Genomic DNA, 21,891 nt, shown 5'->3' with positions numbered 1-21,891 from the left:
CCCCAGGACCGGGGCGACGACTCACCCGTCCGAGTTTTGTGCACCGAAGGTCCCGAGGGAATGGCTCGATGTGATCTTGTGGACTATGCAATCAATCTGGTAAGAGATGTTTACGCGCGCCGTTCTTGAACGCGCCGCGTCCACACGCGCCGGGTTCAGCAGTTGCGCGCGAACACCATCGCCAGGCCGTGCAGCGTCAACCACGGCGACCGGTCGGTGAAGCAGGTGCACTCGTCGTACACCAGCGGCGCCAGGTAGCCGGTGGCGATCACGTGCGCCTGCTCCGGGGCCGCGTCGAGCTCGCGCAGCATCCGGGCGACTAGGCCGTCCACCATGCTGGCGACCCCGAAGAGCAGCCCCGACTGCAGCGCTTCCACGGTGTTCTTGGCGATCGCCGTCCGAGGAGTCAGCAGCTCCACCTTGCGCAACTGCGCACCGCGCCGGCCCAGGGCCTCCAGCGACACCTCGATGCCGGGCGCGATGGCCCCGCCGACGTACTGGCCCTTGCTGTTGATGACGTCGAAGGTGGTGGCGGTGCCGCCGAAGTCGACGACCACCGCCGGTCCGCCGAAGAACTCCGCCGCGGCACCGGCGTTCACGATCCGATCGGCGCCGACCTCGCGGGGGTTGTCGGTGAGCACCGGCACCCCGGTGCGGACACCGGGTTCCACGACCACCGCCGGCACCGAACCGAAGTGGTTGACCAGCATGTCCCGCCACTCGTGCAGGACCGCGGGCACGGTGGCGCAGACCGAGATGCCGTGGATGCCGCTGGCGGCGCCGGCCCGCACCGCGTCGCGGAGCAGGCCCCGGACCAGGACGGCCCACTCATCGGCGGTACGACGCTCATTGGTGCCGACCCGCCAGGTGGCCACCACCTCGCCCGCGCGGAGCAGGCCGAGCACGGTGTGGCTGTTGCCGATGTCCACGCACAGCAGCGCGGACTGTGCGTCGTCGGTGAACCGAGGACTCATCACGCCTCCCCCACCGCACGCAGCTCCATCGCCAGGTCGAGGACGGGCGCGGAGTGGGTGAGCGCCCCGACGGCCAGGTAGTCGACCCCGGTCTCGGCGACCGCCCGAGCCACCTCGAGGCTGAGTCCACCCGAGGCCTCGAGCTCGGCGCGGCCGGCCGTGATCGCCACCGCCTCGCGGAGCAACTCCGGGCCCATGTTGTCGAGCAGGATCTGCCCGATGCCCGCATCGAGGGCCTCCCGCAGCTCGTCGAGGCTCTCCACCTCGACCTGCACCTCCACGTCGGGGTAGTGCTCGCGCACCAGGTGGTACGCCGGCACCACGCCGCCCGCAGCCAGCACATGGTTGTCCTTGACCAGGCCCATGTCCGAGAGGGAGTGGCGGTGGTTGTTGCCGCCGCCGCAGCGCACGGCGTACTTGTGCAGGTCCCGGAAGCCGGGCAGCGTCTTGCGGGTGTCCCGCACCCGCGCACCGGTGCCCTTCAGCGCCGCCACCCAGGCGGCGGTGGCCGAGGCCACCCCGGACAGGTGGCAGGCGTAGTTCAGGGCGGTCCGTTCGGCGGTGAGCAGCAGCGCGGTCGGGCCGGTGACCCGCAGCACGATGTCGCCGCGGTCGACGACGGTGCCGTCCGGGACCCGGTCGACCTGCACGTCACCGAGGACGTAGCGGAACACCATCTCCGCGATCGCCAGCCCGGCGACCACCCCCGGTCCGCGGGCTTCGAACTCGGCGGTCTGCACCTGGGTCGCCGGGATCGTCGCCCAACTCGTCACGTCGTCGCCGGGCAGGTCCTCGGCGATGGCCGCGACCACGTCGTCGTAGACCCGGACCGGGTCCAGGCCGGCCGCGGCGAGCGTGCCGGTGAGCGCGGCCGGGAGCTCGGTGTACTCACAGGCGACGATGCCGGTCACCCTCATCAGCGTTCCTCCTGCTCGTCGGGCGTATCTCCCGGCCGGTCGGTGGCCGGAGCCGGGCTGAACCCGAACTTCAGCTCACCGAAGGCCAGGAACACGTCCACATGGCCGGCGAAGCCGGCGTCGTCACGGTCCGCGAAGTCCTCACGCCAGTGCGATCCCCGGGTCTCCTGCCGGTACGCCGCCGCGGTGGTCAGCGCCGCGGAGATGGTCAACAGGTTGGTGGTCTCCCAGTCGTCCTTGTCGATCGCCCGCGGCCCGGTCTCCAGCAGCTTGGCCAGCCGCTCGGCCGCCTCGGCCAGCCCGGCCGCGCTGCGGAGCACCCCCACCTTGCTGGTCATCACGTGCTGCATCTCGTCCCGGACCGAGCCCGAGACCAGGCCCCCGGTCCGCTCGTCCTCGACCGGATCCGACCAGGGCCGCATCTCCCCGGGCAGGACGTCGGCGATCCGCCGGGAGAAGACCAACCCCTCGAGCAGTGAGTTCGACGCCAACCTGTTGGCGCCGTGCACACCGGAGCAGGCGACCTCGCCGGTGGCATAGAGACCGGGCACGCCGGTGCGTCCCCACAGGTCGGTGCGCACGCCACCGGAGGCGTAGTGCTGGGCGGGCGCCACCGGGATCAGTTCGGTGACCGGGTCGACGCCGTGGCTGCGGCAGGTGGCCAGGATGGTGGGGAACCGGCGCTCCCAGAACTCACTGCCGAGGTGACGGGCATCCAGCCACATGTGCGGCCGGCCGGACTCCTCCATCCGCCGGGTGATCGCCTTGGCGACGACGTCACGGGGCGCGAGGTCGGCCAACTCGTGGACCCCGGCCATGATCCGCCGGCCCTCGAAATCGACCAGGAAGGCGCCCTCGCCGCGGACCGCTTCGGAGATCAGCGGTTGTCGGCCCCGGGAGTCCTCCCCCAGCCACATCACCGTCGGGTGGAACTGCACGAACTCCAGGTCCCGGAGGGTTGCTCCGGCACGCAGCGCCAGCGCCATCCCGTCGCCGGTGGAGACCGGCGGGTTGGTCGAGGCGGAGAAGACCTGGCCGATGCCTCCGGCGGCGAGCACCACCGCCCGGCACAGCACCGCACCGACGCCGTCATTGCGCCCCTCACCGAGCACGTGCACCGTGACTCCGGCGACACCGCCGTCGGCCGCGGGCAGCGTGTCGACGGCGAGCGCGTGCTCGATGACCTCGATGTCGGGTTTCGCGTCCACGGCCGCGATCAGCGCACGCTGGATCTCGGCGCCAGTGGCATCGCCGCCGGCGTGCGCGATCCGGTCCCGCAGGTGCCCTCCCTCGCGGGTCAGCGACAGTTCGCCGGCCGGGGTGTGGTCGAACTCGGTGCCCAGGGCGATCAGCTCCAGCACCGCGTCGGGCCCCTCGGTGACCAGCGCCCGGACCGCGTCCACGTCACAGGCGCCGGCGCCCGCGACCAGGGTGTCGGTGAGATGTTCGTCGGGGGTGTCGCCCGGCCCCAGGGCGGCCGCGATGCCACCTTGGGCCCACTGCGTGGACCCGGCGTTGAGGACGTCCTTGGTGATCACCAGCACCCGCATCCCCGCGGGCAGCGCGGCATGCAGTCGCAGCGCGGCGGTGAGGCCGGCGATGCCGGAGCCGATCACCACCACGTCTGCGGCTGTGGTCCAGCCCGGCCGTGGCGACGTGAGCCGGGCGGGCAGCCGGACGGGGAAACCGCCGGGTGCTGGGGCGGCGTTCAACGGGCGATGCTGTCGCCGCGCACCAGCCCGGGGCCGTCGAAGGTCTCGGCGGGGTCGAATCCGGTGGCCATCAGCTTGTTGTCCGCGTCCACGAAGACCACGTGGGGCTGGAACTCCTTGGCCTCCTCGGTGGTCATCTGGGCGTAGGCGATCAGGATCACCAGGTCCCCGGGGTGCACCAGCCGGGCGGCGGCGCCGTTGATGCCGAGCACGCCGGTGCCCCGCTCGCCGGCGATCGTGTAGGTCTCCAGTCGGGCACCGTTGTCGATGTCGACGATGTGGACCAGTTCGCCCGGCAGGATGTCGGCCGCCTCGAGGAGGTCCTCGTCGACGGTGACCGACCCGACGTAGTGGAGGTCCGCCTGGGTGACGGTGGCCCGGTGGATCTTGCTCTTCATCATGGTGCGCAGCATGGTGACTACTCCTTCTCGGATGTGGGGTCCCCGCCGCCGGAGGGTTCCCTGGCGGTCGCGGCCCCGAGGGTGAGGGGCATGTTGTCGATGAGGCGGGTGGTGCCGACCCGGGCGGCGATCAGGATCCGGGCCGGTGTGCCCGGCTCCGGTTCCGCGGGCAGTTCGGTGAGGTCCGGGCTGAGGATCTCGAGGTAGTCCAGGTCCACACCGTGCGCCGAGCGCAGTTCGGCGCGGGCATTGGCCCAGGCGGCGTCCAGGCCGTACGGCGCGGCACGCTGGGCGGCGTACAGGGCCTGGCTGAGCGCGACGGCGCGGCGACGGCGCTCGGGGCCGAGGTAGCGGTTGCGGGAGCTCAACGCCAGCCCGTCGGGCTCGCGCACGGTCTCGGCACCGACGATCTCGACGCCGGTGCACAGGTCGGCCGCCATCGCGGTGATCAGCGCCAGCTGCTGGTAGTCCTTCTCGCCGAAGACGGCGACGTCGGGGCGGACCAGGCCGAACAGTTTGGCGACCACGGTGAGCACGCCGCGGAAGTGGGTGGGTCGGCTGGCGCCTTCGAGGATCTCCGCTGCGGGTCCGGGGTCGACGGTGATCACGCCCGGGGCGGGGTACATCTCGTCGGTCGTCGGCGCGAAGAGCACGTCGACGCCGGCGGCGGCGCAGAGCTCCAGGTCGGCGTCCAGGGTGCGGGGGTAGCGGTCCAGGTCCTCGCCGGCGGCGAACTGGGTGGGGTTGACGAAGATCGACACCACCACGGGACCGTCGTGGACGTGCTCGCGGGCGACCCGCATCAGCGAGGCGTGGCCTTGGTGCAGCGCTCCCATGGTGGGCACGAAGCCGACCCGCTGACCGCTGCTGCGGGCGGGCGCGAGCGCGTCGGCGAGTTCGGTGCGGGTGTGCACCAGCAGCGGCTGGTCACTCATCGGTGCCCAGCCCGGTCCGCTGGTCGAAGCCGTCCGCTCGGCGGTCGAACCCGTCCGCTTGGTCGTCGAGCGTGTCCGCTCGGCGGTCGAGCGTGTCGAGACCCAGCGCCGCCAGCTCCGCGGCGTGCAGCGCCTGATAGATCTTCCCGGCCCGGATCGGCAACAGCCGCCCGTCGGTGACCGCCCGCGACGCCGTCGCGCGGGCCAGGGTGAGATAGCTGGGCAGCGCCTGGGGGGCGTGCTCGGCGAGCTCGGTCAAGTGGTCCCGGACGGTCTGCACGTCGCCTCGCACGATCGGCCCGGTGAGCGCAGCGTCACCGTGGTTGAGGGCGTTGTCGAGAGCGGCACTCAGCAGTGGCCGGAGGGTGCCGGACGGGTCGTCGGCACCGGCGGCGGCGAGCATCTCGCGGGCTTCAGCGACCAGGGTGACCAGGTGGTTGGCGCCGTGCGCGAGGCCGGCGTGGTAGAGGGCCCGCTTGTCCTCCGACACCCACAGCGGGCGGCCGCCGAGGTCGGCGACGAGCCGGGTGGCGAGCTCCCGCTCGGAGTCGGCGACGGTGATCCCGAAGACACAGCCGGCCAGCCGGGGCAGATCCAGGGCGGTGCCGGTGAAGGTCATCGCCGGGTGCACGGCCAGCGGCCGGGCGCCGAGCGCGGCGGCGGGCGCGAGCACGGCGAGGCCATGCTTGCCGGAGGTGTGCAGGACGCACTGTCCGGCCCGGATCGCGCCGGCTCCGACCAGGCTGGTGACCACGTTGCCGAGCATGTCGTCGGGGACGGTCAGCAGCAGCAGGTCGCAGTCGCGGGCCACGGCCGTCGGCTTGTCACGTCGTACGCCGGGCAGCAGCGCGTCGATCCGGCCCACCGAAGCGTCGGACTCACCGGCGGCGGCGACGATCTCGTGCCCGGCGGCACGCAGTGCGGAGGCGAGCACCGCGCCGACACGGCCGGCACCGATGACACCGATACGCAGGCCCGAGACAGGCGTGTGCTGCATGGTCAGATCCTTTCGTTCCAGTCCCGCCGACCACCCTCGCTGCGAGGGCCGGTGTGGGTACCAGACTTGGGTTCGTGGGCACCACGGTACGCCTGCGGACCGGTGTGTGGAAATCAGTCGGATGGGTGAGGACGATCACACCGGCCCAGCAGGCGCCCATGCTCATGTGGGCAACGTGTCCGGTATCTGAGAGAGTGCAGCCATGGATGCGCCTGCCTTGAGGAACGTTGCTGTGCTACTGGCTGGTGGAGTCGGCACCCGGATCGGGCTGGAGATCCCCAAGCAGCTGCTCAAGATCGCCGGCCGCACCATCCTCGAGCACACTTTGGCAGCCCTCGACTCACATCCCTCGGTGGACGAGGTGATCGTGATGATGGCCCCCGGACACCTGGACGCGGTCCGGGCGATCGTTGATACCGGTGGCTACACCAAGGTCAGCGCCATCCTGGAGGGGCGTGGCACTCGCAATGACACCACCCAGGCTGCGCTGGCTGCGATCGGCGAGACCGAGTGTCACGTGCTCTTCCACGACGCAGTACGCCCACTCGTCTCGCCGCGGATCATCACCGAGTGCTTCCAGGCGCTGGAGGAGTTCGACGCCGTGGACGTGGCCATCCCGTCCGCGGACACGATCATCGAGGTGACCGAGCAGAACACCATCGCAGAGATTCCGCCGCGGGCGATGCTGCGCCGCGGCCAGACCCCGCAGGCGTTCAAGAACTCGACCATCCGCGCGGCGTACGAGGTGGCCAATGCGGACCCGGACTTCGTCGCGACCGATGACTGCACCGTGGTGTTGCGGTACACCCCCGACGTGCCGATCACGGTGGTCGCCGGTGACGAACGGAACATGAAGGTCACCGAGCCGATCGACGTGTACCTGGCCGACAAGCTCTTCCAGTTGACCGTCAAGGACCGTCCTGACCCGCACACCGACGAGGAGTACGCCGAGCTGCTGACCGGCAAGACGGTGGTGGTCTTCGGCGGCAGCTACGGCATCGGCGCCGATATCGCTCGCATCGCGGAGGCCGCTGGCGCGAGGGTCTTCACGTTCAGCCGCTCGGGGACGGGGACTCACGTGGAGCGGCGTGCCGACATCGCCGCCGCCGCCGCTCAGGTGCTGGCCGCGGCCGGCAGCGTCGACTACGTGGTGAACACCGCCGGGGTGCTGCCACGCGGTGAACTCGTCGAGACCACCGAGGAGACCGTCTACGCGGCCACCGAGATCAACTATCTGGCTCCGGTCTTCATCGCCCAGGAGTTCTTCCCGGCACTTCGCGACTCAAAGGGGTCGCTGCTGCTCTTCACATCAAGCTCCTACACGCGTGGCCGAGGGGGCTACAGCCTCTACTCCTCAGCCAAGGCAGCGGTGGTGAACCTTACCCAAGCTCTGGCCGACGAGTGGGCCGCCGATGGGGTCCGGGTGAACTGCGTCAACCCGGAACGGACCGGGACACCGATGCGGACGAAGGCGTTCGGTCAGGAACCCGAAGGCACCCTTCTCGACTCTGACACGGTCGCTCGCACGTCGCTCGATGTGCTGGTGTCCAACCAGACCGGCCACATCATCGACGTCCGCAAGGACGACCCGCTCAGCCTGACCTGAGGTCGGGCCGACCTCAGGTCGGCCGGTCAGCCCTCGGCCGGGAGCGGACCGCTCCACCAACCGGTGACGTTGCCGAGTTGACGGTCGATCTCGGGCGCGAGGGTCCGCGCGTAGGTGGCCGTGACGTGGTGTCGGTCCCGGTAGATGAGCATGTTCCCCTCGACCACGTTGCAGTAGTCCTTGCGGCAGTAGAGGTCCGACAGGTCGATCCAGTGGCTCCCGGGGAGGTCGATCGTCGGTGCCGGATCGGTCAGGACGAGGCTTCGCTCCACGCCGCATTCGCGGTTGACCAGAGCGACTCCTCCGTCGAGATGCCTTTCGACGCAGAGTGGGATGTCCTCGCTGCGCCAGGGATTGTCACGGATCAGGACCAGCTCCAGGCCACCGGCAACTGCCTGCTCCCACACAGACAGGTAGGAGGACGGCACCCGATCCCCGCCTGAGCCGATCGGCTGGCCGGGGCGAGTCGCAGTGGTGATGACCAGGTCGGGCTGCAGGTCGAGCAACTGCTGCGTCAGCAACTCGGAGTAGCGCACACAGCCTCGCTCCTCGTCCACCTCGTACCCGGTTTCGCCCGGAGCCCACTTGCCGCCCCATGGGCAACCGAGGGAGATGTATCCGACGACGGTGACACCCCGCGCTTCAGCGACGTGACGGATCGCCGGCAGCAGTTGGCTGGCGTGCGAGCCTCCCACCAGCGCGATCACCGGCGCCCTGACACGCGGGGCCCCGGGCTCCTCGTGGAAGACGCACGGTGTGGGCACATCGAAGGACTTCCTGGCGACGCAGGCTTCCTTCTGCTGGGGCGGCCGATCACCTCGGGCCAGCAGTGTCGGCGGCAGGATGGGCGCCTCGCCGATGTGCCCGGCGGCGAGGGCATCGCTCAGGGCCAACGCCCCGATGTGATCCGGCGACGGGTAGAGCTCAGTCGACGTGAGCAGCCCCTGCATCCTCTCTACATCGGCGATGTAGGCCTGGGCGCCGCCAACGGTGAGGACCGAGGCGCTGAGGCAGGCGACCACGGCTGCGCTGATCCGGAGGCGGTGCGTGCGCGAGCTGGGCGCGCGAAGACTGCGGATGAACGGCTCACGCATGGGGTCCTCGATCAGCCGCTTGGTGACCACAGCCAGGATGAGGGACGTGGCCAGGACTGCCGATCCCCCTGGCCAAGCCAGCCCCTGTTGCCCCCGGTACTCGAGATAGATGATGAGCACCGGCCAGTGCCACAGGTAGAGCGAGTAGGCGTGATCGCCCAGCCATCGGGCTGGCCGTGTGGCCAACAGTCGGTCAGCCCCGAACCGCGTGGGCTCCGAGCCGGCCCAGATGAGCAACAGGGTGGCACCCACCGGCCACCAGGTCATCCAGCCGGGGAACAGGCTCCCTCCATCGATCAGGAACCCACAGGTCACGATGGCGAGCAGGGCCAGGAGACCGACAACGACTCGGATCGTCTCCCCGACAGCCACGGCTGCCCGAGTGAGCCAAGGCAGACAGAGTGCGAGCAGCCCGCCAGCCAGGATCTCCCAGCCTCGGGCGAGCGTGTGGTAGTAGGCGACCTGCTGCGCCTGCTCCACCAGGACCAGCGCGAATCCGAACGAGGCTGCGGCCATCGAGCCGAGCAGCACCAGCAATGGCACCCGCGGGTCAGCAGTCGGACGGATCCGCCGCAGGATCCACAAGAACGTCAGCACCAGAACCGGGATGACCAGGAAGAACTGACCCTGCACCGACAGCGACCAGAAATGCTGCATCGGTGAGACCGCCAGACCCGCTGCCTCATAGTCGGTCTCGTTGGCGATCAGATGCCAGTTCTCCACGTAGAACAACGACGCGAGCGCCTGTCGCGCGGCCTCTTCCCACTGCTGCTTGGGGAGGAAGAGTCGACCCGCCACCAAGACCCCGGCCAGCGTGACCACGGCGGCAGGGAGCAGCCGCCGGCCGATCCTGAGGAGGGCGCTCCCGATTGACCGAGCGGTAGCCCGGAACCGGGGGTCCGTGACCCGCGCGCCCCGGGAGGTGACCGAGAGGACCAGGAAGAACCCTGAGAGGGTCAAGAAGACGTCGACGCCACCCGAGACCCGGCCGGCGAACACGTGGTAGAGCGCCACCAGCAGGATGGCCAGGCCACGAAGACCGTCCAGATCGTGGCGATGCCGTCGAACGGAACCATCGCCTGGGCTGGGAGCAGCAGGCGAAACGGGCATCGGGACGACTCCGGGATCAACAGCGATGGTGCAGAACGATCACTGAGGCTAGCAGCGGACCGTCCGCACCCGAAGTCAACGAGTGAGGCGCCGCTTGACCCGGCGACGCAGTTCCCGGACCAACTCCTTGGCTGGAACTGTGGTCACAGCCGGGGCGGGCGGCGGCACCGACTTGGTGGGCACGGACCGTGCGTTGTAGCGCAGTGCGGCGTCGTAGACGACCTCCATGAACCGTCCGGCGGTGTCGATGGAGACCTGGGAAGGTGGAACAGGTGCCTCGGCGAACGTCTCCGGGTCCACCAGCAGGTCCTCCAGGCTGCCGGCAACGGTGGCCTGGGTGGCCTCGAGTTCGGGTAGCCACGCCTCGACGTACGCATTGGCGCGCTCCGCGGCCCAGCGGGGCATGGCGATGGATGCCGGTTGAGCCATCTGGGCCACCTCACGCATTCCGACCAGGCCCAGTGTTGAGATCGATCGGCCACGGACGATCGGATCGCCGCCTTGTGCTTGGTTGGCCTGGTTGAACGAGCGGAGCAGTTCAGCCTCGGGGTAAGGCAGCGACCGGTTGGTCTCGGCCGCTGGTTTCAGCATCTCCGGAACCCCCATCAGTGCCTCGAAGGCTCGCAACGACCGCAGCGGATCGTCGCGGTCGGCGACGATGAAGGTGATCCGGTCCTCGCCGAAGACCGCCCCCCACTCCCGGGCAAGCCTCGGCAGGTTGTAGCGGCGCAGCGCGTTGGGGTCTGATCCGACTTCGGGCAGCCGACCGACCAGGAACTCCTCCAGGGACTCGGTGCGGCCTCTGCGCAACCCCTGTTGCCATCCCGAACGCACCATGCTGGCGATCGGGCGGACCGTGATCACGATGTGCAGGTCCTCGCCCAGCACCCGAGCAAGGTTGGCGATGGCCTCGGGCTTGGCGGCGCTGAGCGGCTCACTGGACCAGACGGTGCACCGAGCCTGGGAGTTCCGGAAATCGGTGGCCAGGACCGGCCAGCGCTTCTTCCCTGCCTCGGTCTGAAAGGCCTCCAGCACCCCGACGGCCCGTCGACCGACGGCCAGTTCGTTCCGTCGACGCGACACGTTGTGTACGCCGAGATCTGCCAGCTGCGCACGCGCGTCGTGCAGCGCTCCCTGCACGGCGGTGGTGCCTGACTTCGGCAGCCCGATGTGAAGGAACTTGGCACCCTCTGGCAACGGTGACGGCAGTTCGACGACGCGCATCGGTGCAACACTCCTTAACCTCATCAGAGGCATTGGTACGGGGGGTGGATCTGGGGGAATGGGACAAATCTAGCGGCCGAGGCGTCTGCGGAGACGCCGCGTGAGCTCCATGAGCACTCGGCTCCGACCCGGCTGACCTTCGGCAGCACGTTGCGCAAGTGCCTCACGCAGCTGCTGCAATCGCGACTCGAGTCGCTGGAGGTCATCGGCGATGAGCTCCGGTTCCGAGCTTCGACGCCTGGCCCACGCGGCGCGCTCCACCGCGCCGGCCGCCGGTCGCGGGGACGGGGTGTTGCGGACGTCGTCCATGCGGTTGATCAGGCCGGAAGCGAATCCAGCCAGCACGTCGGGTCGAACGGTGCCTATCGGGGTGTTCTCCCCTGCCGGCGGTGCGAAGGCTGGGTCATAGAGCTGGGCAAGCGACCCGACCACGGTGACGCCGCTGGCTGCGATGTCGGCGGCCATCATCTCGCCGATCTCAAGCGCCCGGTCGATCGCCCACTGGGGGGTGAGCACCGGCTGATCCAGCGGATTCGCGGGACGGGCCTGGACCCCCCGTGCGGCACCGAACCGGATGAAGCGGTTGTAGTCCGCCTGATCCCAGCCGACGTCACGGTGACGCTTGTTGAACTCGAGCATCAACGTCACCTCGTCGAAGGTCAACGAGCGGTTCAGCCGCTCCTTGGGCGCTTCCAGGGACCCTGGGGCAACGCCGAGGAGCTCTTCGAAGGCTTCGGGCAGGGAGCGGTGATCTCGTTCGTCAGCCACGACCACCACCAGGCGGTCGGTTCCGACGTCCGCGGCCCAACGGCGCACCAGGAGGTCATGGCGGTGACGGCGCCAGAACGAGGGAGACAGGGAGCTTCCCTCGGGGTTGTTGACCACGTCACGAAGCCATTCCAGGTACGGGATCGTGAGTTGGTTCTGGGTGTACTGCTGCCACTGGGAGGCGATGAGTCGAACGATGGGTCGCAGGGTCACGATCACGTAGGTGTGGGGGCCCAGTCGTTCCAGGACTTCCCGCCGGCGCGCGGCGTCGGCCTCGCAGTAGAACTCGCTGCTGAACACACTCAGCCGTGCCTCACGAGCCTGCATCTGCTCAACCAGTGAGTACCAGTGGTCGCGGTGGGCCGCGAGCTTCTTCCCGGGATCGACCTTCCCCAGCGCCACCGCCATCGTGGCGTCCATCTCGTGACGGCGCACCCCGGGGTAGTCGACGCCCTGTTCAGCCAGCAGGTGCCGGTTCGCCCACAGGGCCGCCTGCATCGTGGTGGTACCGGTCTTGTGCGGACCGATGTGCAACGCCACCGAGCCATCGGGAAGCCTCATCGGATCCGCCAGAGTCTGGCCAGGAGTTCCCGGCCCGGCAGTGCTGCGAGCGGGGGATCCTTCTCATCCAGCGCTGCCAGCCGCTCACGATGGGCGGCGACGTCGGCCGCCAACTGGGCGACCCGCTCCACGTCTGCCGCGGTCTCTGAAGCACCCTCAAGCTCACTCTGCAGGATCTCGGCCATGGCATCGACCGCTACCGGCATCGGGATCGCACCGTCAACCGAGGGCAACGGCCACTGCAACAGGTCTTTGGCCCCACTGACCGAGGCTCCTGAGGCGACCAGGGCAGCGACCACCTCACGGCCAGCAGCTCGGAGTTGTTCGGCCTCGGCAACGTCAAGGGCCGGCGTCGGGTCGATGCCGCGTCTCAGGACGTGCACCGCATCGTTGACCGCAGTCTGGCTGGCAGCCTGACCGGTTGCCGACAAGCTGGCCAGCGTGGCGTTCATGAAGTCCCGAAGGGGGCCCTCACTGTCAGTCAGGGTCGGCGACGGTTGGGGCAGCCGGAACCCGGAGGCGAGGGCGAGCAACTCTGTCTCGTCTCGCGGCTCTGGGCCGCCCAACACGATCTGAACCCGATCCACCTCGGTCGCTGCGACGAGATCACAGAGTCGGCTCCCCCACGTCAGGAGTTCCGCCACCATGTCGGCCACGGGAGCCCGGGGCAGCCACTCCGCAACCGCCGACACCAGGACCAGAGTGGTCCGATCTGCCAGCCCCTCCAGGTCTACGGTCCAGCACGCTACGCCCTGCTCCAGGACTTCTTCGGAGACACGCGAGCCGTGGCCAGGCAACGTCTGCCACCACGTCTGCGTGGCGAAGGAATTCACCCCAGGGTAGCCAGCCGGGACCGAAAGTATGGGCATCGCAAGGGAGCCTAGCGCTGTCATTTGAAGAAGGTCTCGACGACCCGGCTGGCGGCCGCGCCGTCCTGCAAGTAGTTGTACTTGCGGTTGAAGCGCTCGATGTCGTCGGCCACGTCGCGACGCAGCGCCTCGAGATCGGCCAACAGTTCCACGGCCTCGACCGCGTCATTGACCAACGGGCCCGGCGCCGAATCGGCGTAGTCGTAGAGGAAGCCACGGACTCCGCCGACATAGTCGGCCAGGTCGGGCACCAGGAAGATCATCGGCCGCTGTGTCAGCGCGAAGTCGAAACGCAAGGAGGAGTAGTCGAGTACGGCGGCATCGGAGGCCAGGATCAAGTGGTTGATCTCCGGATAGTCGGTGACATCCAGAATCTGAGCCACCGCACCCGGCGCTTCGCGACGGGAACCGGAGTTGAATCGATGCCCACGCCTGAGCAGCACGTACTCCGGACCCAACGCCCGGCTGGCTGCCTCCAGGTCGAGATGCTGCACCATCTCCGCGGCCCGCCAGTTCGTGGCCAGGTCGTCTCGCCAGGTGGGCGCGTACAGGATCACCTTCTGCTCCTCGCCGATCCCCAGCCTGCGGCGGGTATCGATCCGGATCGCGTCCGCGGCACCCGAGACGAGCACGTCGTCGCGGGGGTATCCCTGGCTCAGAATCGGGCCATCGTAGGCATACTCGCGGCGGTAGTGCTCGTCCATCTCTGGGGCAGGAGTGAGGATCAGGTCCCAGTTGCCCGAGGTGCGGGCCAACTCCAGCGCGATTCGCTTCGGAGTGTGGTGCTTGGCGCGCCACATCCTCAGCCCCATCGACTTGGCCGGATAGCCATGGAACGTCTGCAACACGCGCTGGCCGGGGCGGGGCGTGAACCACCGCTCTGGGTCGATGTTGAAGCACAGGTACTTCGACGCGGCAAGAGCCCGGTACCACTCCCGGGTGTTCATCACCACCGGCACTGCACCCTCAGGCACCCAGGATGACGGCCCTGCTACGCCCCAGTGGACGGTGAGGTCGGGACGGGTACGGCGCAGCTCCTCGTGGATCGCGAGCTGACTGTCGGTGGCCGAGGCCCCGACGTACGACTGGAGGTAGACGGATCGCTCATCGAGTTCGATGTCCCCAGTGCGGCACCACTCCTGGAGCTGGGTCTGTGCGTACGGCCCCCGTTCGTCGTTGGCCAAGGGGGGTTGGAGTTCGATCCCGCAATCGAGGAATCGTGCCACGACCCTGGTGGCATAGCGGTCGACGCTGAATCCGGCCATCCGCTCACCCAGGCTCTCGCCGATCAGGGCCTGACAAGCGAATCCGTCGGCGCGGACCTTCAACCAGTAGGCTCCGGGAACGACCGGAGTGGGCCCTAGCCCCCAGGTGTCGGGGGCCAGATCGAAGCGCACTTCGACAGCCCCGTCGTGATCGACCGAGCGCCCAGTGACGGTCGCTAGGTCCCCGGCCAACTCGAAGACGGGCCCAGGCGGTGGGGTGCCGAGCCAGCGCCCGGTAGCCGTGAGGGCCACGTCGTCGACATCGATCGCATCGACCACGAAGCCAGATGTCGCGTGGAACTCGGTGGCGCCCGTGGCGCTGCGCGAGGCCACCACGGCTCCGCCGCCAACCCCCAGCCACTGGGGCCCGTCAGCCGGCCAACAGACGCTGTGGCGGGTGCCGTCGGTCGACAGCACGACCAGCTGCCACGGAGTGCGGGAGCCGGTGTCGCGAAGCCTGACGGTGAACCGCGCTCCGTCCGCGTCGGGGGCGACCACTGCGGCAACGGCCTGGGTCCCCGATTCGCACCGCACCTCGGTCACGATCAGGCCGCGGGTGTCCAGCGTGCCGGTCACCTCACGCCCAACCACCTGCACAGTGCGCAGCATCGGTCGCCGGTCAGCGCTGACCAGGACACCGGGGGTCGTGGCGCGTGCGGTGAGGCCGACGCGGGCACCAGCGACCAGTCGCGGCGCCAGGTGCGGGGAGCCAAGGAGGCCTGCCGTACCCCGATCATCAATGCTGGTGAAGCCGCCGGACCGGGTGAGCTCACCGACGGTCACACTCGCCTCGAAGGTCCACAGCCGGTCGGCGACCTCACCCGGTCCCGAGGCTTCGACCAGGGCGGCGAGATCGACGACGGTGGTGAACGCTCCAAGCGAGAAGTCCTGGTGGCGTCGGCCCCGGAGGTTGGCGAGCGGGTCACGGAACTGCGTCACCGGCAGGTCAATACGGTCCCCGGAATCACGATGCACCAGAGCACAGGTGAGCTCCGGTGGTTCTGCGAAATGAACGTGATCGATCGCGGCGTGCACGGTGAGCTCGAGGTGTTCGGGGTCGTTCCAGCGAATCTGGCGCACGGTCGCCAGCAGTCGGGTCTCGGCCTCGGCCATCTCGTACAGTTCCGGGGGCACGCCGACGTCCGGGTCATCGTGGAAGGGCAGTTGCGCCCACACGCTGCCGTCGCGGACCTCGGTGGGCCGGTGGCCACTGGTGAAGAGGCGGGCGGCCGCGAACTCCTCGAGTTCACGGCGGCGATCGTGCTGGAGCAACCACAGTTTCACCCGTGACTCCGCGCTCAGCATCGACCAGAGTGAGTCGTCGGCAACGTCCAGGAGCTGGCCGACGTGGTCGCGCAGGGTCTGCCATTGGGCGTCATCGGCCCGCTCCACATCGGCGATCAGGGGCTGAACGGCCGCGTCCAACACCCCCCACAACCACCAGGCCCGAACGGGGGCACTGCACGGCTCGACGAACTTCCAGAGCCGTTCATGCTGTTCCAGCCACGCGTCCAGCCCGCTGAGGACGTCCGGCATGGTGCCGACGCCGACACCGTCCTTGCGTCCGGTGGGCACGTAGACCGGCTCCCGAAGCAGATCGAAGGTGTCAGCCTTCCGGTACGACGCGATCGCGACGTCGGCACCTGAGGGCACCTCGTCGGTGAACCGAAAGCCCGAGCGCCAGAAGTCGCGGGTGAACAGCCTGTTGCCGATCCCCAGATCTGTGATGGCGACCGGGCTCCGCTCCAGCGTGGCGCGACGAGCCTCGGTGCGATGGGCAGCGTCGTACGGCGAGTGCGCCATGAAGCCCGCGACGTCAGGCTCCTTCATCTCTCCCACGACCAACGGCGACCCGGTGGCCTGGTGCGAAGCGACGAGGCGGCGGATCCCCCGCGGCAGCAGTTCGTCGCCACCAGAGACGAACATCAGCAGCTCACCCCGGGCGGCCTCAGCTCCGGCATTGCGTGCAGCCGCGAGGCTCGCCTCCGGGCGGCGGAGCCGGATGCGCCAGTCCTCGGTGTGGCTCCGGGCGATCTCGAGCACCCGCTCATGGCGCCCGAACGGCACCACCAGCACGTCGAGGTTGGTGTGCAACTGCTCCCGAAGCCAGTCCAGGCAGGGACCGATCCGCGTAGTGTCGTCGTCGCTGATCGGCAGCACCACACTGACCAGGGGACCCTGATAGGTGCCACGGAAGCGGCGTACTGCCCGGGCTCCGGGCGCTTTCACCCATGGCGGCGCTGCCTTGGCACGGCGGATCAGCGCGCGGCGCACGCGGTCGCGGCCTACGGGCACGGGGATTCCCTTCGGTGGCAACTCGGACGATCCGCGATCATAGCCGCCGTGCGGCCCGTGCCAGCCTTGGGCGGCGGCGCATGATGCCGCCCCATGGCGTTCTATCCGCACGTCGGGATTGTTGAGTGCAAGTGCCATGAGCGCCCGCCCGATCATGACACCCCGGCGTTGCAACTCGATCGTGCCACTGCTGACGGGCGAGTCGAGTTCCCACACACGGGCGCGCAGGGCAAGCCGCACTCCGGGCAGGGCGCCAACCTGCCCAACCCGGTCGTCAAATCTGGGGACTGGCCGGCCCGGCACGCCTGCCAGACGGCACCTGCCCACGCGATACCATCACCTCGGCCCGCCCACGCCAAGCGAAGAGAGAGTGTCACAGTGTCCGTACTCAGCGGATCCAGCATCCTGATCACCGGCGGGACCGGATCGTTCGGGAAGGCGTTTATCACCAGCGCGCTCAAGCACCTCGACCCGCGCCGGCTGGTGATCTTCTCCCGTGACGAGCTGAAGCAGTACGAGGTCCGTCAACAGTTTGCAGACGACCCGCGCCTACGATGGTTCATCGGAGACGTTCGCGACGAGAAGCGACTGTTCAGGGCCATGCACGGCGTCGACTACGTCGTGCACGCCGCAGCCCTGAAGCAGGTCGACACCGCTGAGTACAACCCGTTCGAGTTCGTCCGCACCAACGTGCTCGGCTCCCAGAACGTCATCGAGGCCGCCATCGACGCTGGGGTGAAGAAGGTCGTCGCGCTGTCGACGGACAAGGCCTCGAGCCCGATCAACCTCTACGGCGCCACCAAACTCACCGCGGACAAGCTCTTCGTGACCGGCAACCACTATGCGGCCCAGTACGAGACGCGCTTCGCCGTCGTTCGCTACGGCAACGTCATGGGCAGCCGCGGCTCGGTGATCCCCTTCTTCCGCCGTCTCGCAGAGGCCGGCGAATCGCTGCCGATCACCGACCTGCGCTGCACGCGGTTCTTCATCACGCTGCCGCAGGCCGTCGAGATGGTGGTGGACACCTTCGACTCGATGCAGGGCGGGGAGTTGCTGGTGCCGCGCATCCCGTCGATGAAGGTCGTCGACCTGGCGCAGGCCATCGCACCCGGCGCGCGGATGCACGACGTCGGCCTGCGCCCGGGCGAGAAGCTGCACGAGGAGATGATCAGCCCCGAGGAGGGCCGCCGCGCAGTCATCGTCCAGGGCGGCAAGTACTTCGTGATCCAGCCCGACCTCGCGACCTGGGGCTACCGGCCGCCTGCGGACGGCGTCCCGGTCGACGACGGTTTCTACTTCCGCTCCGACAGCAACGATCAGTGGTACTCCACCGAGGAGATCCGGGGCATCATCGAGAGCGGTCTGTGACATGCTCCCCTACGGTCGCCAGACGATCGAGGACGATGACATCGACGCAGTGGTCCGGGTCCTCCGCGGCGACTGGCTGACGACCGGGCCGACCGTCGCCGAGCTCGAACAGCAGTTGTCGCTGCTCAGCGGCGGCCACGACGCCGTCACCTGCACCTCCGGCACGGCGGCCCTGCACATCGCCTATGCGATGGCAGGCGTCGGCCCCGGCGACCAGGTCATCACGACTCCGATGACCTTCGTCGCCACCGCGTCCTCCGCATCACTTCTCGGCGCGGAGGTGGTCTTCGCCGACGTCGAGGAGGACACCGCGCTGCTCGATCCCGCCGCCGTGGCCTCGGCGGTGACCGACCGGACGCGCGTCATCGCCGCCGTCGACTACGCCGGGCACACTGCCGACTACAAACGGCTGGGCAAGATCGCCGCCGACGCAGGAGCACTCACGCTGGCTGACGCCGCCCACTCCATCGGAGGCCTCCACCACGGGCGACCCGTGGGCGACCTCGCCGACATCACGACCTTCAGCTTCTTCCCCACCAAGAACGTCACCACCGGCGAGGGCGGCGCCGCCATCTTCAAGGATGCTGATCTGGCTCGCCAGGCACGGGAGTTCCGTGGCGTCGGGGTCGTCCGCGACCCCTCTCGCCTCCGGATCTCAGACGAGGGCCCGTGGCACCAGGAGGTCCACGCCTTCGGGTTGAACTACCGGCTCAACGACATCGGGTGCGCGCTCGGCCTGTCTCAACTGGCCAGGCTCAGTGACTTCAAAGCGCGGCGTGCAGCCATCGTGGAGCGCTACAACCAGGCGTTCTCGGGAGTGGAGGGGATCCGGACACCGACCCGACGGGAGGGCGTCGACCCAATGTGGCACCTCTACCCCGCCCGCATCCTCGGCGGGCGACGGCGCGAGGTGTTCGAGCGGATGCGGGAGGCCGGGATCGGCGTCCAGGTCAACTACATCCCGGCCTATTGGCACCCGGCGTACGAGGACCTCGGCTATCGCCGCGGGATGTGCCCCAACGCGGAGGCCTTCTACGCCGAGGAGCTCTCGCTGCCGCTCTACCCGACCCTTGCCGACGCGGACGTCGACCGGATCATCGAGACCCTGATCGACATCCTCGACCGACCGCGCCGCGCGGAGGGGGCACCGAGACGTGCTACTCACTGACCAGACCTTCGGCTCGGGACGGAATCGTCAGTCGTGAAATGGACCCGCAGGAAGAACCGCAGCGCCGGCGATCAGCCTGGCGACGGCGCAGCGGCCGATTTCGCCGACGTCATCGCCGAGATCAAGGAAATGCTGGCCAACGGTGACGTCAGCGCGGCCTCGGCAGCAATGGATGCGGCCGTCACCGCCGCACCCGGCAACCTCGAACTCCTCGTGCTCAAAGCGCACGTGATCGAGCGCACGGAGGGATGGGCACAGGCCGCAGACCACCTCGATCGTCTGATATTCGATAGAGATCAGGCGCTCCCGCGTAGCGCCTTCATGCATGCCTCACTGTGTCATCGCCGGCTGCGGCGCCTGGACCGAGCCGAGCAGGTCGTGGCCCATGGACTCGCGCGGTACCCGAAGGCACGGGGGCTGCTCAGAGAGGCTGCCGAGATCGCGATGGCACGCAGTGACTGGCCGGCCGCTGCCGAGCGCTGGACGCTCTACGCAGAGCGGTGCCTCAAGGCTGGCAACCGAGCCGGCGCCGAGCCGGCGTTCCCTGTCCGTGGCAGGGCCGGCGACTGGTTCGCGAGGGCATGGTCGGCTGTGGTGGACCAACTCGCCAGCTCGACTTGGCCGGAGGAAGCACCACGGGCAGGCTTCGTCTGCATGGTGGCCCGCACCCTCCTCGCAGCGGACCTCGACGAGGATGCCCTCCGCGTGCTGGAGCGCGGCGTGGACGCGTTCGCGGACGATTCCGAGTTGCAGTACCTCCACGCGATCGCGCAACTCGGCCGAGGCCTGGAACCCACGCAGCTCGCTCCGGAGGTCGGCGAGGCTGTGGTCGCCTTGTTCTCGCTCCCGCATCTGGAGCACGATCCGGGCACCGGGCTCGGGCCGATTCGCGTGGTGCGGGTGCCGGCACGATCCTCCCTCGAGCTGGCCCTGCGCGCCGGATACTACGTCGACCGTCGCTACCTGCGGCGACGAGTCCGCGAGGTTAGCACGCGGGATGCCTGGCCCGAGGCGACCAGTGAGACCAACCTGCTGCTGGCCAGGGCACACGAGACCGCGAAGAAGTTCGCATCGACGTGCGCGGAGCCGCCCCATCTCCCGGAGGAGACGCTCGCTGATGCGGTGTACGACACCATCCAGAAGGAGTTGGCCTTCCAACTCCCCATGGCGCGGCTGGCGAAGGACATCGCGGCAATGGCCGGCGCCGACCCCGTTGCGATCGAGATCCCCACGACCGAGTTCGCCTACCTCGGCGGCTACACCGCGGGCGAGTTCGACCTGATCTACCTCTACTTCGAACTGCTCGCGATCGGTTGCAACGCGTTCCTCTGCGAGCTCACCGACGCGGTTGACGCCGAGTCGGCCGGAATGGACCGGACATTCCGGTTCCCGCCCGGCTGGCACACCAGCATTCCCAAGATCCCGGTGCGCGACAATGACCGCCACAGCGACGTGGGCCTTGTGCCGGCCGGGATCCGTTCGGTCGCATGGGTTGCCGCTCAGTTGCCCGGGGCCTCGATCCTTCAAACTGGCCGGGTCATCAAGGAGTTCGCCTACGACCGATCGATCCGGCAGGGACAACCGGTGCGGGCCGACGTCCGGCTCTACCCCGAGGACAGTCTCCTCCCCACCTTCACCTTCGACCTGCGCCCTCATGCGCCACTGAGGGGACACGATCTGACCACCCCACGTCGCACACCTGTCCACGGCGAGGTCCTCGTCAGCGACGCGGTCGGGGGGACCTGGCTGGAATGGCTCCGGCGAGCCACCATTCCCCTGCTCCGCCATCTGGCGATCAAGGCGCAGGAGGAAGTGGAGGTCCACGGCCTCCGCGAGGCACACGTCGCCGACCACTTCTATCCGGAAGGGATCATCGTCGGCGACGCCGTGCGCCGCGCTGGTGGCTCGGTGGTCCTCCACCCACACTCGTCCAACCCGGTGCATGTCACCATGCGGCGACCCGAGTCCTTCACCACCGTGCATGCGGTGACCCGAACCGGTGCCGGCATCTGGCGGGCCGCCTTCCCCGACAAGGAGGTACGCCACACAACGGAGGGCATGCTCGGAGCATCTGCTGCCCACGCCTACCTAGCGGGAGCTCCCGTATCAGTGGTCCTGTTCGGAGGTCGCCCCATGCTGGGACACCTGCCCATCCTCGACCTGAACGCCCACGAGGCCCTTTACCGCTCCTTCTTCGAGCACGTAGAGGCATTGCAGGAGAACCATCGGGTATCTCTGTACTTCAAGCCGCGTGGTCTCAGCGGAGAACACGAGGACTGGCTGCACCAGGTCGTGGGCCGGACGGCGACCTGGGAGCCGGTCTACGAGCATCCACTGCGCCTGGAGTTGCCGAACATGGTCTACAGCTCCGTCTCGATGGGCACGTCGGCACTGATCGAGGGCCTCGGTCGGGGGATCCCCGGGCTCATCGTCCGGGAGTTCCCCGTGAGGGATTACACCACCCTGGATGCCGAGACCTTTCCCATCGTGTCGGCAGTCACTGCGGCCGAGCTCATCGCATCCTGTGCCACCGAGGCGGGCTACCTAGATCTCGCCCAACGGGAACTCAGCCACTACCGCGAGGAGCTCGGGCTCAAGGACTGATCACAGATCCGCCGGGCCAGCCA

At 68.8% G+C, this 21,891-nt stretch carries 16 protein-coding genes; 4 read left to right on the top strand and 12 right to left on the bottom strand.

Annotated elements, in window-relative coordinates:
- Nucleotides 1–155 precede the first annotated feature (155 nt).
- Genes JKG67_RS10030 through JKG67_RS10005 form a run of 6 tightly spaced genes read right to left on the bottom strand, consistent with a single transcriptional unit; the run spans nt 156 to nt 5,936 of the window.
- Nucleotides 156–974 carry a type III pantothenate kinase gene (locus tag JKG67_RS10030; RefSeq protein WP_203337169.1) on the bottom strand — a complete coding sequence of 273 codons (819 nt, stop codon included), beginning with the start codon at nt 972–974 and terminating at the stop codon, nt 156–158.
- Nucleotides 974–1,891 (bottom strand): carboxylating nicotinate-nucleotide diphosphorylase, encoded by a 918-nt coding sequence (nadC, locus tag JKG67_RS10025; protein WP_203337168.1) that lies wholly within the window; start codon nt 1,889–1,891, stop codon nt 974–976. The genes JKG67_RS10030 and nadC overlap by 1 nt, the downstream gene beginning before the upstream one ends.
- Nucleotides 1,891–3,603, bottom strand: a complete 1,713-nt coding sequence (locus JKG67_RS10020; protein ID WP_238998253.1) for an L-aspartate oxidase — start codon at nt 3,601–3,603, stop codon at nt 1,891–1,893. The genes nadC and JKG67_RS10020 overlap by 1 nt, the downstream gene beginning before the upstream one ends.
- A complete protein-coding gene (gene panD, locus JKG67_RS10015) occupies nt 3,600–4,016 on the bottom strand; it encodes an aspartate 1-decarboxylase (RefSeq protein ID WP_203337167.1) in 417 nt (138 codons plus the stop codon). Before panD ends, JKG67_RS10020 begins: the two co-directional genes overlap by 4 nt.
- Nucleotides 4,017–4,021: 5 nt before the next feature.
- Nucleotides 4,022–4,939, bottom strand: coding sequence for a pantoate--beta-alanine ligase (gene panC, locus JKG67_RS10010; protein WP_203337166.1), 918 nt, complete (start codon nt 4,937–4,939; stop codon nt 4,022–4,024).
- Nucleotides 4,932–5,936: a Rossmann-like and DUF2520 domain-containing protein gene (locus JKG67_RS10005; RefSeq protein ID WP_203337165.1), complete on the bottom strand. Its 1,005-nt coding sequence runs from the start codon at nt 5,934–5,936 to the stop codon at nt 4,932–4,934. Before JKG67_RS10005 ends, panC begins: the two co-directional genes overlap by 8 nt.
- A 217-nt stretch (nt 5,937–6,153) precedes the next feature.
- Here JKG67_RS10005 and JKG67_RS10000 point away from each other — a divergent pair, with 217 nt between their 5' ends.
- Complete coding sequence (locus tag JKG67_RS10000; RefSeq protein ID WP_238998252.1) at nt 6,154–7,542, top strand: bifunctional cytidylyltransferase/SDR family oxidoreductase; 1,389 nt, start codon at nt 6,154–6,156, stop codon at nt 7,540–7,542.
- A 26-nt stretch (nt 7,543–7,568) separates the two neighbouring features.
- Here JKG67_RS10000 and JKG67_RS09995 read toward each other — a convergent pair whose 3' ends face one another.
- The 5 genes from JKG67_RS09995 to JKG67_RS09975 all read right to left on the bottom strand — a co-directional run bounded on the left by JKG67_RS09995 (nt 7,569) and on the right by JKG67_RS09975 (nt 16,728).
- Nucleotides 7,569–9,746, bottom strand: coding sequence for an acyltransferase family protein (locus JKG67_RS09995; RefSeq protein WP_203337163.1), 2,178 nt, complete (start codon nt 9,744–9,746; stop codon nt 7,569–7,571).
- 75 nt (nt 9,747–9,821) lie between these two features.
- The gene (locus JKG67_RS09990) at nt 9,822–10,970 is read right to left on the bottom strand and encodes a hypothetical protein (protein ID WP_203337162.1); all 1,149 of its coding nucleotides are present in this window, start codon (nt 10,968–10,970) and stop codon (nt 9,822–9,824) included.
- 69 nt (nt 10,971–11,039) lie between these two features.
- Nucleotides 11,040–12,299, bottom strand: a complete 1,260-nt coding sequence (locus tag JKG67_RS09985) for a hypothetical protein (protein WP_203337161.1) — start codon at nt 12,297–12,299, stop codon at nt 11,040–11,042.
- Nucleotides 12,296–12,991, bottom strand: a complete 696-nt coding sequence (locus tag JKG67_RS09980; protein WP_203337160.1) for a hypothetical protein — start codon at nt 12,989–12,991, stop codon at nt 12,296–12,298. Before JKG67_RS09980 ends, JKG67_RS09985 begins: the two co-directional genes overlap by 4 nt.
- Nucleotides 12,992–13,188: 197 nt before the next feature.
- Nucleotides 13,189–16,728, bottom strand: coding sequence for a bifunctional glycosyltransferase/CDP-glycerol:glycerophosphate glycerophosphotransferase (locus tag JKG67_RS09975; protein ID WP_203337159.1), 3,540 nt, complete (start codon nt 16,726–16,728; stop codon nt 13,189–13,191).
- Between the two features lie 378 nt (nt 16,729–17,106).
- On the opposite strand from JKG67_RS09975, the gene pseB reads away from it, so the two are divergent.
- Together pseB and JKG67_RS09965 are read left to right on the top strand one after the other, a co-directional pair.
- Complete coding sequence (gene pseB, locus JKG67_RS09970) at nt 17,107–18,096, top strand: UDP-N-acetylglucosamine 4,6-dehydratase (inverting) (RefSeq protein WP_203337158.1); 990 nt, start codon at nt 17,107–17,109, stop codon at nt 18,094–18,096.
- 1 nt (nt 18,097) lies between these two features.
- Nucleotides 18,098–19,264 (top strand): DegT/DnrJ/EryC1/StrS family aminotransferase, encoded by a 1,167-nt coding sequence (locus tag JKG67_RS09965; RefSeq protein WP_203337157.1) that lies wholly within the window; start codon nt 18,098–18,100, stop codon nt 19,262–19,264.
- 27 nt (nt 19,265–19,291) lie between these two features.
- Here JKG67_RS09965 and JKG67_RS09960 read toward each other — a convergent pair whose 3' ends face one another.
- Complete coding sequence (locus JKG67_RS09960) at nt 19,292–19,591, bottom strand: hypothetical protein (protein ID WP_203337156.1); 300 nt, start codon at nt 19,589–19,591, stop codon at nt 19,292–19,294.
- On the opposite strand from JKG67_RS09960, the gene JKG67_RS09955 reads away from it, so the two are divergent.
- Entirely contained in the window at nt 19,586–21,868 is a 2,283-nt protein-coding gene (locus JKG67_RS09955; protein WP_203337155.1) for a hypothetical protein, read from the top strand. The genes JKG67_RS09960 and JKG67_RS09955 overlap by 6 nt on opposite strands.
- The last annotated feature ends 23 nt before the right edge of the window (nt 21,869–21,891 follow it).

It is taken from the genome of Nocardioides limicola, assembly GCF_016827675.1.
In the GTDB taxonomy this organism is placed as follows: domain Bacteria; phylum Actinomycetota; class Actinomycetes; order Propionibacteriales; family Nocardioidaceae; genus Nocardioides; species Nocardioides limicola.
This window is presented reverse-complemented; position numbering and strand designations above follow the sequence as displayed.